10 protein-coding genes are annotated in these 12,762 nt (G+C 62.2%); 9 read left to right on the top strand and 1 reads right to left on the bottom strand.

All coding sequences use genetic code 11. From position 1 onward, the window contains the following. Position 1 precedes the first annotated feature (1 nt). The 7 genes from dprA (at position 2) to rnc (ending at position 7,895) form a co-directional block, all read left to right on the top strand. On the top strand, positions 2-1,225 hold the full coding sequence (dprA, locus tag B5G42_RS04245; RefSeq protein ID WP_087266963.1) for a DNA-processing protein DprA: 1,224 nt from the start codon (positions 2-4) through the stop codon (positions 1,223-1,225). Positions 1,226-1,240: 15 nt separating this feature from the next. Continuing rightward, positions 1,241-3,559: a type I DNA topoisomerase gene (topA, locus tag B5G42_RS04240; protein WP_087266960.1), complete on the top strand. Its 2,319-nt coding sequence runs from the start codon at positions 1,241-1,243 to the stop codon at positions 3,557-3,559. 26 nt (positions 3,560-3,585) lie between these two features. Beyond that, positions 3,586-4,203 (top strand): flavodoxin family protein, encoded by a 618-nt coding sequence (locus tag B5G42_RS04235; RefSeq protein WP_087189309.1) that lies wholly within the window; start codon positions 3,586-3,588, stop codon positions 4,201-4,203. A gap of 21 nt (positions 4,204-4,224) precedes the next feature. Continuing rightward, entirely contained in the window at positions 4,225-5,529 is a 1,305-nt protein-coding gene (trmFO, locus tag B5G42_RS04230; RefSeq protein WP_087266957.1) for a methylenetetrahydrofolate--tRNA-(uracil(54)-C(5))-methyltransferase (FADH(2)-oxidizing) TrmFO, read from the top strand. A gap of 264 nt (positions 5,530-5,793) precedes the next feature. After that, a complete protein-coding gene (plsX, locus tag B5G42_RS04225) occupies positions 5,794-6,831 on the top strand; it encodes a phosphate acyltransferase PlsX (protein ID WP_087266953.1) in 1,038 nt (345 codons plus the stop codon). 94 nt (positions 6,832-6,925) lie between these two features. Beyond that, positions 6,926-7,159: an acyl carrier protein gene (locus B5G42_RS04220; RefSeq protein WP_087189306.1), complete on the top strand. Its 234-nt coding sequence runs from the start codon at positions 6,926-6,928 to the stop codon at positions 7,157-7,159. A gap of 64 nt (positions 7,160-7,223) precedes the next feature. Further along, positions 7,224-7,895, top strand: coding sequence for a ribonuclease III (gene rnc / locus B5G42_RS04215; RefSeq protein ID WP_087189305.1), 672 nt, complete (start codon positions 7,224-7,226; stop codon positions 7,893-7,895). 106 nt (positions 7,896-8,001) lie between these two features. Here the strand turns inward: rnc and B5G42_RS18070 are convergent, their stop codons facing one another. After that, a complete protein-coding gene (locus B5G42_RS18070) occupies positions 8,002-8,193 on the bottom strand; it encodes a hypothetical protein (RefSeq protein WP_162611034.1) in 192 nt (63 codons plus the stop codon). A 50-nt stretch (positions 8,194-8,243) separates the two neighbouring features. On the opposite strand from B5G42_RS18070, the gene smc reads away from it, so the two are divergent. Beyond that, positions 8,244-11,813: a chromosome segregation protein SMC gene (gene smc, locus B5G42_RS04210; protein ID WP_087266951.1), complete on the top strand. Its 3,570-nt coding sequence runs from the start codon at positions 8,244-8,246 to the stop codon at positions 11,811-11,813. Between the two features lie 41 nt (positions 11,814-11,854). Then, positions 11,855-12,754: a signal recognition particle-docking protein FtsY gene (gene ftsY, locus B5G42_RS04205; protein ID WP_087266948.1), complete on the top strand. Its 900-nt coding sequence runs from the start codon at positions 11,855-11,857 to the stop codon at positions 12,752-12,754. Positions 12,755-12,762 lie beyond the last annotated feature (8 nt).

The raw sequence follows: 12,762 nt of genomic DNA, 5'->3' as shown, positions 1-12,762 counted from the left end.
CGTGGCGGGCATTCAATATCTGCTCTGGCTCTCTACCCGGCGGGGCCTGCCCCAGCGGCACCAGGTGGAGCTGATGGACTATTTCGGCGGCGCCGAGCGGGTGTACTTTGCCGACCGGGAGGCCTACGAGCCTCTGCGTCTGACCCAGGAGGCCAGGCGGTCCCTGTGTGACAAATCTCTGGACCAGACCAATCGGATTCTGGAGAACTGCGACCGGCTGGGCCTGTTTTTGCTCAGCTGTCAGGACGGAGCCTACCCGGAGCGGCTGCTCCAGCTCAGCGACTATCCCCTGGTGCTCTACGGCAAGGGGAGGCTCTTCCGCTTTGATGAAGAAGTAGCGATTGCAATGGTGGGATCCCGCCAGTGCTCCGCCTACGGCGTACGGACTGCCGGGCGGATCGCCATGGGCCTGGCCCGGGCAGGCGCCCTGGTGGTGTCCGGTCTGGCCCAGGGTATCGACGCGGCCTCCCTGAAGGGCGCGCTCCAGGGCGGCGGACCGGTAGTTTCGGTGCTGGCCGGCGGCGTGGATGTGGTCTATCCCGCCTGCAACAGCTGGCTCTATGAGGATGTGGCCGCCCGGGGCGCCATCCTGTCGGAGAATCCGCCGGGTACCCGGCCGGATGGCTGGCGTTTTCCCCAGCGCAACCGCATCTTAAGCGGACTGTGTCTGGGTGTGGTAGCTGTGGAGGCGGGGGAGCGCAGTGGCGCTCTCATCACTGCCCACGACGCCCTGGATCAGGGCCGGGATGTATTTGCGGTCCCCGGACCGGTGGATGCCGCCACCAGCGCCGGGACCAACCGGCTTATTGCCCAGGGCGAGGCCAAGCTGGTGCGTACTGCTGGGGATATCCTGTGTGAGTATGAGGGGCGATATGCCCACAAGCTGTGCCAGCCCCAGCCTATGACCGCCGAGGAGGCGGATGAGCGGCTGGAGGTTATGCCCACCCCGCCGCCGGAGCCTGAGCCAAAACCCGAAAAGCCCGTCCAGGAGGAGGGGCTGCCTGTCGCACCGCGCAGCGGTCTGGAGCAGATGGGGGAGGAACAGCGGGAGATTTTCTTCCTGCTGTCGGAAAAGACCCTCACTGCCGACGAGATCGTAGGGCAGACGGAGATCCCCGCCCGGCGGGTCAATACCGCCCTTACCCTGCTGCAGGCCGGGGGCTATCTGAAGGAATTACCGGGCCGGCGGTTTGCCGCCGCCGTCCGTTTCGAGGAACAAGAATAAAAGGAGTATCGTACTGTGGCGAAATCGAATCTGGTGATCGTCGAGTCCCCGGCGAAGGCCAAGACCATCGGCAAATATCTGGGGCCCGGCTATCAGGTGAAGGCCTCCATGGGCCATGTCCGGGACCTGCCCAAGAGCAAGCTGGGCGTGGATGTGGACAACGACTTCACGGTGGACTATCAGCCCATCAAGGGCAAGGAAGAGGTCATCGACGACCTGACCAAGGCCGCCAAGAAGAGCGATAAAGTATTTCTGGCCACCGACCCTGACCGGGAAGGAGAGGCCATCTCCTGGCATCTAAAGGAGATGCTGGGGATTCCCGACGACAAGACCTACCGGGTGACCTTTAATGAGATTACCAAGAAGGTGGTCAACGACTCCATCGCCCACCCCCGGGCTATCGACATGGACCTGGTCAATGCCCAGCAGGCCCGCCGGGTGCTGGACCGTATCGTGGGCTATCAGATCTCCCCCCTGCTGTGGAAAAAGATCCGCCGGGGCCTGTCCGCCGGACGGGTGCAGTCGGTGGCCACCCGGCTGGTGTGTGAGCGTGAGGCCGACATCAAGGCCTTCGTGCCTCAGGAGTACTGGTCCCTGGAGGCCGATCTGGCCCGTATCTCCCCCAATCTGGGGCAGTTCAAGGCCAGTTTCTACGGAAAAGAGAAGAAGATGGAGCTGAACAGCGCGGAGGCCGTTCAGGATGTGGCCCAGGCTGTCCAGGCTTCCCCCTTCTCCGTGAAGAGCGTCAAGCGCCAGGACAAGCAGCGCAACCCGGCGCCTCCCTTCATCACCTCCACCCTCCAGCAGGAGGCCAGCCGCAAGCTGAACATGACCCCCCGGCGCACCATGTCCATTGCCCAGCAGCTCTATGAAGGCGTGGACATTGAGGGCGAGGGTACCGTGGGTCTTATCACCTATATGCGTACCGACTCCCTCCGCCTGTCCGACGAGGCCACCGCCGCCGCCCGGGACTTCATCCTGTCCCGCTATGGCGAGCAGTACTACCCCGGCAAGCCCAGGGTGTACAAGACCAAATCCGGGGCCCAGGACGCCCACGAGGCCATCCGGCCCTCCAACGTGGCCCTCACCCCGGAGGGCATCAAAAAGTCCCTTACCGCCGAGCAGTACAAGCTCTATAAGCTGATCTGGAGCCGCTTCCTGGCCTGCCAGATGGCCTCCGCCGTCTATGACAGCGTGTCCATCGAGGTGGAGTCCGCCGGCTATACCTTCCGGGCCACCCACTCCTCTCTCAAGTTCTCCGGCTATACCGCTGTGTACGTGGAGGGTAAGGACGAGGAGGACGAGGCTTTCCAGTCCCCCCTGCCCGACCTGAAGGAGGGGGAGCCCCTGGAGCTGAAGGGCCTGAAACCCGATCAGCACTTCACCCAGCCCCCCAGCCGCTACACCGAGGCTACCCTCATCAAGGCCCTGGAGGAGAAGGGCATCGGACGCCCTTCCACCTATGCCCCCACCATCTCCACCATTCTGGACCGGGAGTATGTGGTAAAAGAGGGCAAGAACCTGCGGCCCACCCCCCTGGGCGAGGTGGTGACCGGCCTGATGAAGGACAAATTCACCGACATTGTGGATACCGCCTTCACCGCCAACATGGAGGAGCAGTTGGACGAGGTGGAGACCGGCAAGGTGGACTGGAAGAGTCTGCTGAGCCAGTTCTACGGCGGCTTTGAGAAGGAATTGAAGCAGGCCGAGCAGGACCTGGACGGCGAGCGGATCAAGGTGCCCGACGAGGTGTCCGACGTGATCTGCCCCAAGTGCGGCCGCAACCTGGTGTATAAATCAGGCCGGTTCGGCCGGTTCCTGGCCTGCCCCGGCTGGCCGGAGTGCGACCACACCCAGCCCATCGTTATTGAAATGCCGGGCAAGTGCCCCAAGTGCGGCGGAAAAATCCTGAAAAAGACCTCCAAGCGGGGCTATGCCTACTACGGCTGCGAGAATAACGCCAACAAGGATGAGGCCCGCCGGTGTGACTTTATGACCTGGGATGTACCCGTGAAGGACAACTGCCCCGAGTGCGGCCATACCCTGTTCAAGAAGTCGGGCCGTGGTTTCAAGAAGCCCTTCTGCATCAACCCCGAGTGCCCCAACTTCCTGCCTGAGGACCAGCGGGGCTATAAGAAAAAGACCACTGCCGTCACAGAGACTCCGGCGGAGGGCGCTCCCCCCGAGGAGGAGAAGAAGCCTGCCAAGAAGACGGCTGCCAAAAAGACCACCACCAAGAAGGCGGCGACCACGAAAAAGGCCACCACCGCCAAAAAGACCACAACGAAAAAGACGACCACCCAAAAAGCCGCCAAGACCACAGAAGAGGCCTGACCGGCGGAGAAAGGGAAGGAAAAGCCATGAAGATCCTGTTGCTGAACGGAAGTCCCCGGGCCAACGGCAATACCGCCTTGGCGCTGGGAGAGATGGAGAAGGTATTTGCCGACCAGGGCATTGAGACGGAGCAGATCCACATTGGGCATCGGGATATTCGCAGCTGTGTGGCCTGCGGCCGGTGCAGCGAGCTGGGCCGGTGCGTATTTGACGATCTGGTCAATGAGGTTGCCCCCAAGTTTGAGGCCTGCGACGGCCTGGTGGTAGGCAGCCCGGTGTACTACGCCTCGGCCAATGCCACCCTGGTGGCTTTTCTGACCCGCCTGTTTTACTCCACCCCCTTTGACAAGACCATGAAGGTGGGAGCCAGCGTGGTGGCCGCCCGCCGGGGCGGACTGTCATCCACCTTTGACGAGCTGAACAAATTCTTTACCATCAGCGGGATGCCGGTGGCCTCCAGCCAGTACTGGAACAGCATCCACGGCAGAGCGCCCGGCGAGGCCGCCCAGGATGCGGAGGGGCTGCAAACCATGCGTACCCTGGCCCGGAACATGGCTTTCCTGGTCAAGAGCATTGCCCTGGGCAAGGCCCAGTACGGCCTGCCCCAGCGGGAACCCGCCCAGCGGACCAACTTCATCCGTTGACCTTACTCCAAGGAGGAACCTATGGAACCTGTACTCGTGATCGGCGCGGGTCTGGCTGGGTGTGAGGCTGCATGGCAGCTGGCCCGGCGGGGCATCCCCGTGACCCTGAAGGAAATGAAGCCCCACAAAATGACCCCCGCCCACCATACCCAGTGGTTCGGCGAGCTGGTGTGCTCCAACTCCCTGCGCTCCGACCAGCTGGAGAACGCGGTGGGCCTGCTGAAGGAGGAGCTGCGGCGGATGGGCTCCCTCATCCTCTCCTGCGCCGACGAGCACCGGGTGGAGGCCGGCGGCGCCCTGGCGGTGGACCGCCATGGCTTTGCTCAGGCCATCACCGAAAAGATCCGGAATCATCCTCTCATCACTGTGGTGGAGGAGGAAGTTACTGCCATCCCCTCCGAGGGCAACGTGATTGTGGCTTCCGGGCCGCTGACCTCCGATGTGCTGGCGGACGCCATCAAAGATTTTTTCCCTGAGAGCCGCTACCTCAACTTCTTTGACGCCGCCGCCCCTCTGGTGACCTTTGAGAGTGTGGATATGGAGAGCGCCTTTTTCGCCTCCCGCTACGACAAAGGCACCCCGGACTACATCAACTGCCCCATGACCGAGGAGGAGTACGACGCATTCTGGACTGAGCTGTGTGCCGCCCAGGAGGCGGAGGTCCACGGCTTTGAGGACAAGAACGTGTTTGAGGGCTGTATGCCGGTGGAGGTCATGGCCCGCCGGGGCAAGCAGACCCTGTGCTACGGGCCCCTGAAGCCCCGGGGCCTGCGGGACCCCAAGACCGGCAAGGAGCCCTTCGCCGTGGTGCAGCTGCGGCGGGACAACGCCGACGGCACCATCTACAATCTGGTGGGCTTCCAGACCCATCTGAAGTGGCCGGAGCAGAAGCGGGTATTCTCCATGATCCCTGCTTTGAAAAACGCGGAATTCGTCCGCTACGGCGTCATGCACCGCAATACCTATCTGGACTCTCCCCGGCTGCTGGACCGGTACTACCGGGTGAAGAAGGACCCCTGGATCTGTTTTGCTGGCCAGATCACCGGCGTGGAGGGCTATGTGGAGTCCACCGCTTCCGGTTTCCTGGCGGCGGTGGAGCTGGCCCGGCGGCTCACCGGCAAGCCGCCGGTGGATTTCCCTCAGGAGACCGCTACCGGTGCCCTAGCCCTGTATATCAGCAATGAGAGCGTTACCGATTTCCAGCCCATGAATGTGAATTTCGGCATCATCCCGCCCCTGGGCTATAAGGTCAAGGGCAAGCGGAACAAGAACGCGGAATTGAGTAAGCGGGCTTTGGAAGTGCTGGCGGGACTGGATGTAGAATAAGGCGCGTCCGCTTACCCGGGAGCGAAAGCGACCCGCCGCCGTGCGGCGCCAAGTATTTTGCGAAGCAAAATCTTGATGCCGGGCGAATTCACTTCGCCCGAGCAGATTTCAGGGTCGGGGCCCCCACGGAAATATGATTTCCGTGGGGAACAAGAATGCCGAATTGAGTAAGCGGGCTCTGGAAATGCTGGCGGGACTGGATGTAGAGGGCTGAGACCCCACCCGTCTGAAAACGGAAGAACATAGAAAGAAGAGGAGAACCATATGAAGATCATCGTAGACGCCATGGGGGGCGACAACGCGCCTGCTTCCAATGTGCGGGGCGCACTGGCTGCGGTCCGTGAGCTGGGGGTGGAGGTCATCCTGGTGGGCCGGGGAGAGGATATCCTCAAGGTCCTGAAGGACGACGGTATCGATCAGCTGCCTCCCGGCCTGGAGATCGCCCACGCCAGCCAGGTGGTGGAGATGTGCGACAACCCCGCCACCGCCTTCCGGGAGAAGAAGGACTCCTCCCTCACTGTGGGCCTCAATCTGTTGAAAAACGGGGACGGCGATGCCTTTGTGTCCGCCGGCAGCACCGGCGCCCTGCTCTCCGCCGCCACCCTGATGATCAAGCGGGTGCGTGGTATCCGCCGGGCCGCGCTGGCCCCTGTGGTGCCTACGGGCGCAGGCGGGGCGGTGCTCATCGACTGCGGCGCCACTGCCGAGGGTACCCCGGAGTACCTGCTCCAGTTTGCCTTCATGGGTTCCTACTATGCCGAACGGGTACTTAAGCGGCCTGAGCCCAAGGTGGGCCTGCTGAACATCGGCGCCGAGCCCTCCAAGGGCACCGATCTGCAGCGGGAAGCCCACGCCCTGCTCACCGAGGCAGACAAGGCCGGACGCATCCACTTCGTGGGCAACGTGGAGGCCCGTGAGGCGGTGTTCGGTCAGGTGGACGTCATCGTGTCCGACGGCTACTCGGGCAACATCTTCCTCAAGACCATGGAGGGTACCGCCGGGTATATGGCCAAGGAGCTGAAGGCCATGTTCAAGAAGAGCTTCCTCACCAAACTGGCTGCGGTGCTGGTGTCCGGTGGGCTCAAGCAGTTCAAAAAGAAGATGGACTCCAGCGAGGTGGGCGGTACCGCTCTTATCGGTATTTCCAAGCCGGTGATCAAGGCCCATGGCTCCTCCAACGACTACGCCATCAAAAACGCCATCCGTCAGGCTCGGGATTTTGCCGCCTCCGGCATGATCGATGATCTGGTGGAGAATATCGAATATATGCGCTTGCCTACCAACGCAGAGGAAAAAATTTGAGTTACCTATTGACAGGCGCTCAAGACTTGCACTATTATCATAGTGCAAATGCAAAGACGCCGTCGGACGACGGATGCGACAGGAGTAGATGAACATGATTTTTGAGAAGATTGCCGGTCTGCTGTCCGAGCAGTTTGGTGTGGAAGCTGACAGCATCACCATGGACACCTCCTTCGAGGACCTGGGTGCCGACTCTCTGGACATCGTGGAACTGACCATGGCGGTGGAAGAGGAGTTCGGCCTGGAGAATATGGACGAGGACGACCTGTCCGGCGTTGCCACTGTGGCCGACCTGGTCCGCTATCTGAAGTCCAAACTGGAAGACTGACACAGAATCAGACTGGGGAGCCCCGCCGACGGCGGGGCTCCTGTCATGAAAGGGAGGGACGGCCATGGAAGCCTTGGAAGAAAAGCTGGGTTACCGCTTCAACCAGCGGGCCCTGTTGGAAAATGCTCTGACCCACAGCTCCTACGCCAACGAGAACAAGGCGAGAGGGTGCCAGAGCAATGAGCGGCTGGAGTTTCTGGGAGACTCCGTGCTGGGTATGGTGACGGCGGACTACCTGTTCCGCACCCATCCTGATCTGCCCGAGGGGGATCTGACCCGCACCCGGGCGGCCCTGGTGTGCGAGGGCAGCCTGGTGGAGGTGGCCCAGCAGCTGAACTTGGGAGCCTACCTGAAACTGGGCAAGGGTGAGGACGCCGGCGGCGGCCGGGAACGGCCCTCCATCGTGGCCGACGCGGTGGAGGCGGTGATCGCCGCTGTCTACCTGGACGGGGGCATCGGCTCCGCCCGTAAGATCATCCAGAAATTTATCCTGGACCGGGAAGAGGAGAAGAGCGCCAGCCGGGACTACAAGACCGCCCTGCAGGAACTGGTCCAGCGGGAGAGCGGCCAGGTGCTGGGCTATCAGCTCATCGGTGCCGAGGGCCCCGACCACGCCAAGATCTTCTCGGTGGAGGTGGACCTGAACGGCACCCCCATCGGACAGGGCAAGGGCCGCAGCAAAAAAGAGGCGGAGCAGAATGCCGCCAAGGCCGCCATCGAGAAACTGAAGGGTTGAGTGATTGCCAGAGTGCTCCGCCTCTTTTGCGAGCGTAAGCGAGCCGCCGCTCTGCGGCGCCAAGCGTTTTGCCGGAGGCAAAACCTTGATGCCGGGTGAATTCACTTCACCCGGACAGATAGAACGAAATGGGGTTCCCAAACCGCCGTGCGGTTTGGGGGCGGAGCAGAATGCCGCCAAAGCTGCCATTGAGAAGCTGAAGGGCTGAGGGCATCAACTGGAAAGAAACAGGACTGCGGATCATCCGCAGTCCTGTTTTATGTGTTTCGGGGGCAAAAGGATTTGCAATAGCCTTCATTCCTTGATATAATACTTTATTCAGAAGTATATGTGTTGCGAGGTGCCGCCTTGTATTTAAAAGCGCTGGAGATCCAGGGATTCAAATCATTCCCGGATAAAACGGTTCTCTCCTTCGGGGAGGACATCACCGCTATCGTTGGTCCCAACGGCAGCGGAAAATCGAATATCTCCGACGCCATCCGCTGGGTCATGGGGGAGCAGTCCACCAAGGCCCTCCGGGGCGGTAAGATGGAGGATGTGATCTTCGGCGGTACCGCCCTGCGCAAGCAGCAGGGCTTTGCCGAGGTGTCCCTGGTGCTGGACAATACCGACCATATCTTCCCGCTGGAGGAGAGCGAGGTCATGGTCACCCGCCGGTACTACCGCTCCGGCGAGAGTGAGTACTATATCAACCGCCGTTCCGTCCGCCTGAAGGACGTGAACGAGCTGTTCATGGACACCGGCCTGGGCCGGGAGGGCTATTCCATCATCGGTCAGGGCCGTATCGACGAGATCCTGTCGGTGAAGAGCGGCGACCGCCGGGAGATCTTTGAGGAGGCCGCCGGTATCTCCAGGTTCCGCCACCGGAAGGAGGAGGCCGAGCGCAAGCTGGAGCGTACCCAGGAGAACCTGGTACGCATCACCGACAAGATCGACGAGCTGGAGCTCCAGGTGGAGCCCCTGCGCCAGCAGAGCGAAAAGGCCAAAAAATTCCTCATCCTGCGGGACGAGCTGCGTGGGCTGGAGATTTCCCTGTGGCTGGACCAGCTGGAGAAGATCCGGTCTGCTTCCCGCAAGACCCTGTCCGACTACGAGAATGCCCTCCGCCAGAAAGGGGAGGTCCAGCAGCAGGTGGAGGATCTGTACGCCGCCGCTGAGGCATTCTCCGCTCAGATGCGGGACAAGGACGTGGAGACCGAAGGCATCCGCTTCCAAATGATGCAGCGGGAGGCCGATGCCAACAGCCTGGAAAACGCCATCGCCGTTCTCAAAACCAACATTCAGAACAACCTGGAGAACCGGGACCGCATCCAGCGGGAGCTGGAGCAGCAGGAGGGCCGGGCCGACTCCATCGCCGCTCAGATCGGGGAGCGTAAGACCCGGTTGGAGGAGCTGGAAGGCCAGACTGCCGGACTGCGTCAGCAGTTGACAGACCGCCAGAATGAGGCTGCCTCCGCCAGCCGCTCTGCCGGGGCCATTGCCCAGGAGCTGGAGGATCTGCGCCGGAAGGAGGCGGTGGAGAACGCCTCCGCCGCCGACGCAAAGGCCCTCATCTCCGCCCTGGCCGCCGCCGCCCAGGAGGTGCTGGACCGGGACGAGGCCATGCGTCAGGAGCTGGCCGCCGGTGAGGATCGACTCCAGGAGGCGGAGGAGACCCGCCGTCAGGCCGCTCAGGAGCTGGACCAGGCCAGAGAGGACAAGGACAGCTTACAGAACATCATCAGCGGTTACGCCCTGCGGCTGGAGACCCGGCAGCGGAAGGCCAGGGAGGCGGAGGAGCGCCACGTCAAACTCCAGATGGAGGACAACGCCCTGAACTCCCGCATCCATATGCTCTCCGAGATGGAAAAGATGTATGAGGGCTACTCCAAAGCGGTAAAGCTGGTGATGGGGGAGGCCAAGAAGGGCCAGCTTCGGGGGATCCACGGCCCGGTGGCCGGGCTCATCCACGTGCCCGACGCCTGCACCGTGGCCATCGAGATCGCCCTGGGGGGCGCTATGCAGCATATCGTGGTGGAGCGGGAGGAGGACGGCAAAGCCGCCATCCAGTACCTGAAACGCCGGGACGGCGGTCGGAGCACCTTCCTGCCCCTGACCTCCATGCGGCCTTCCGACTTCCGGGATCAGGGCGTGCGCAGGGAGCCCGGCTTTGTGGGCCTGGGCAACGAACTCATCCAGTTTGACCCCCGGTATGAGAAGATCTTTTCCAACCTGCTGGGCCGCACCGTGGTGGCCGAGGATATGGACAAGGCCATCGCCATGGCCCGGAAATACAACTATCGCTTCAAAATTGTTACCCTGGACGGCCAGGTGCTCAACCCCGGCGGCTCCATGACCGGCGGTTCGGCGTCCCGCAGCGCGGGCATCCTGAGCCGGGCCAACGAGTTGGAGCGGCTGGCTCAGCAGCGCACCGGCGTGGCCCAGCAGCTGGCTGACGCGGCCCACGCCATGGAGGAGGCCAAGCGGGAGGCTACCGCCGCCACCTATGAAATGGAGACTGCCCAAGCCCAGCAGCGCCGCCACGAGGACGACATCCTCAAGCTGGAGGAGCGCTTAGACCATCTGGATACCCAGCTGGCCGATTTGAAGAAGCAGCGGGCCGACCAGAAGAGTGAGCTGGAACAGCTCCAGGCCCGTTCTGCCCAGATCGAGGCGGATACCCGTGCCGCTCGTGCCCGGGTGGAGTCCCTGGAGGGGGCTGCCGCCGCCCTGCGGGCCGAGGCAGAGGGTAAGGCCAGAGGCCAGAGCGAAGCCCAGGAGAAGGCCACGGCTCTGGGTGAGGCCATTGCCGAACTGAATATGCGCCTGGCCGCCCTGGAGGCGGAAGCCCAGGCTGCCCGGAAGTCCATGACCGAGCTGGAGGAACTGCGCCGGGATCTGACCGGCGACAAGGCCGAGCGGGAAAAGATGCTCTCCCAGTTCCAGGAGAAGAACGCCGGCCTGGAGCGGGAGATTGCGGAAAAGGAGCGGCAGCTCCAGACCATCCGGCAGGAGAACCAGGATCGTCAGGCCGCCATCAGCCGCATCAACGACGAGAAGCTGGCCCTGGAGGCCCAGCGCAACCAGGCGGACAAGGACGCCCGGGACAAGAACAGCGCGCTCCTCAACCTGGAGCGGGAGGTGTCGGTGCTGGAGCAGAAGAAGGCTGCCGCAGCCATGGAGGAGAAGAACCTGCTGGACAAGCTGTGGGAGACCTACGAGCTGTCCCACCAAGCGGCCATGGCCCAGCGGGTGGAGCTGGAGAGTGTCCCCAAGGCCCAGCGCCGGGTGGGTGAGCTGAAAAAATCCATCTCTGCTTTGGGCAACATCAACCTGGACGCCATCGACGAGTTTCAGCGCATCAATGAGCGCTATACCTATCTCACCGACCAGAGGGACGACGTGCAGAAGTCCAAGAAAGAGCTGGAGGGCATTATCGCCGATATCACCGAGGAGATGCGTGCCATCTTCGGCAAGCAGTTTGCCATCCTCAACGAGTCCTTCCAGCAGACCTTTACCGAGCTCTTCGGAGGAGGTAAAGCCACCCTGGAACTGGAGGACCCGGAGGATATCCTGAACTGCGGCATTGAGATCAGGGTGCAGCCCCCGGGCAAGGCACTGAAGGTGCTCTCCCTGCTGTCAGGCGGCGAGAAGGCTTTCGTGGCCATTGCCCTCTACTTTGCCATTCTGAAAGTGCGGCCCACCCCCTTCGTGGTGATGGATGAGATCGAGGCCGCTTTGGACGATGCCAACGTGGTGCGCTTTGCTCACTATATGCGCCAGATGGCGGACAAGACCCAGTTTATTGTCATCACCCATCGCCGCGGTACCATGGAGGAAGCGGATGTGCTCTACGGCGTCACCATGCAGGAGCAGGGCGTCAGCCGGATGTTGACTATCAATCTCAATGATGTGGAAAAAGAGCTGCATATCAAGTAAGTCGGCAGCTTTATCAACAACCGAAAGGAACCAAAATCAATATGGGCTTTTTTGCGAAGATCAAGGCGGGCCTGACCCGCACCAAGGAGAACATCGGCCACTCCATCGACCAACTGTTTGCCGGTGAGCTCAACGACGACTTCTACGACGAGTTGGAGGAAACCCTGATCCTGGGCGACATGGGCGTGGACACCACCCTGAAGGCGGTGGAGACCCTGCGCCGCCGGGTGAAGGAGGAGAAGATCAAGGACATGGATTCCGCCCGAGCCTGCCTGCGGCGGGTGCTCACCGAGATGCTTCAGGTGGGTGAGCCGGAGCTCCACCTTACCACCACCCCCTCGGTGGCTCTGTTCATCGGTGTGAACGGCGTGGGTAAGACCACCACCATCGGCAAGCTGTCCGCCAAGATGAAGGGGGAGGGCAAGCGCGTGCTGATGGCTGCCGCGGATACCTTCCGGGCTGCCGCCGCGGATCAGCTGGAGATCTGGAGCCAGCGCTCCGGCGTGGAGATCGTCCGCCAGCACGAGGGGGCTGATCCCGCCGCCGTGGTGTTTGACGCCCTCACCGCCGCCAAGGCCAGAGGTACCGATGTGATCCTCATCGATACCGCCGGGCGGCTGCACAACAAGCAGAACCTGATGAATGAGCTGAACAAGATCTCCCGGGTGGTGGACCGGGAGCTGCCCGGCTGCGACCGGGAGACCCTGCTGGTGCTGGACGCCACCACCGGCCAGAACGGCCTGATCCAGGCCAAGCAGTTCAAGGAGGCCGCCGGCATTACCGGCATCGTCCTCACCAAGCTGGACGGCTCCGCCAAGGGCGGCATCGTCATTGCCATCGCCCAGGAGCTCCAGGTGCCGGTGAAGTATATCGGCGTGGGCGAGGGTATCGACGACCTTATGCCCTTTGAAGCGGAGGCCTTTGTGGAAGCGCTGATTTAATGGAGGTT

Origin of the sequence: Flavonifractor sp. An91 (assembly GCF_002159225.1) — a bacterium.
Taxonomy (GTDB): Bacteria; Bacillota; Clostridia; order Oscillospirales; family Oscillospiraceae; genus Flavonifractor; species Flavonifractor avicola.
This window is presented reverse-complemented; position numbering and strand designations above follow the sequence as displayed.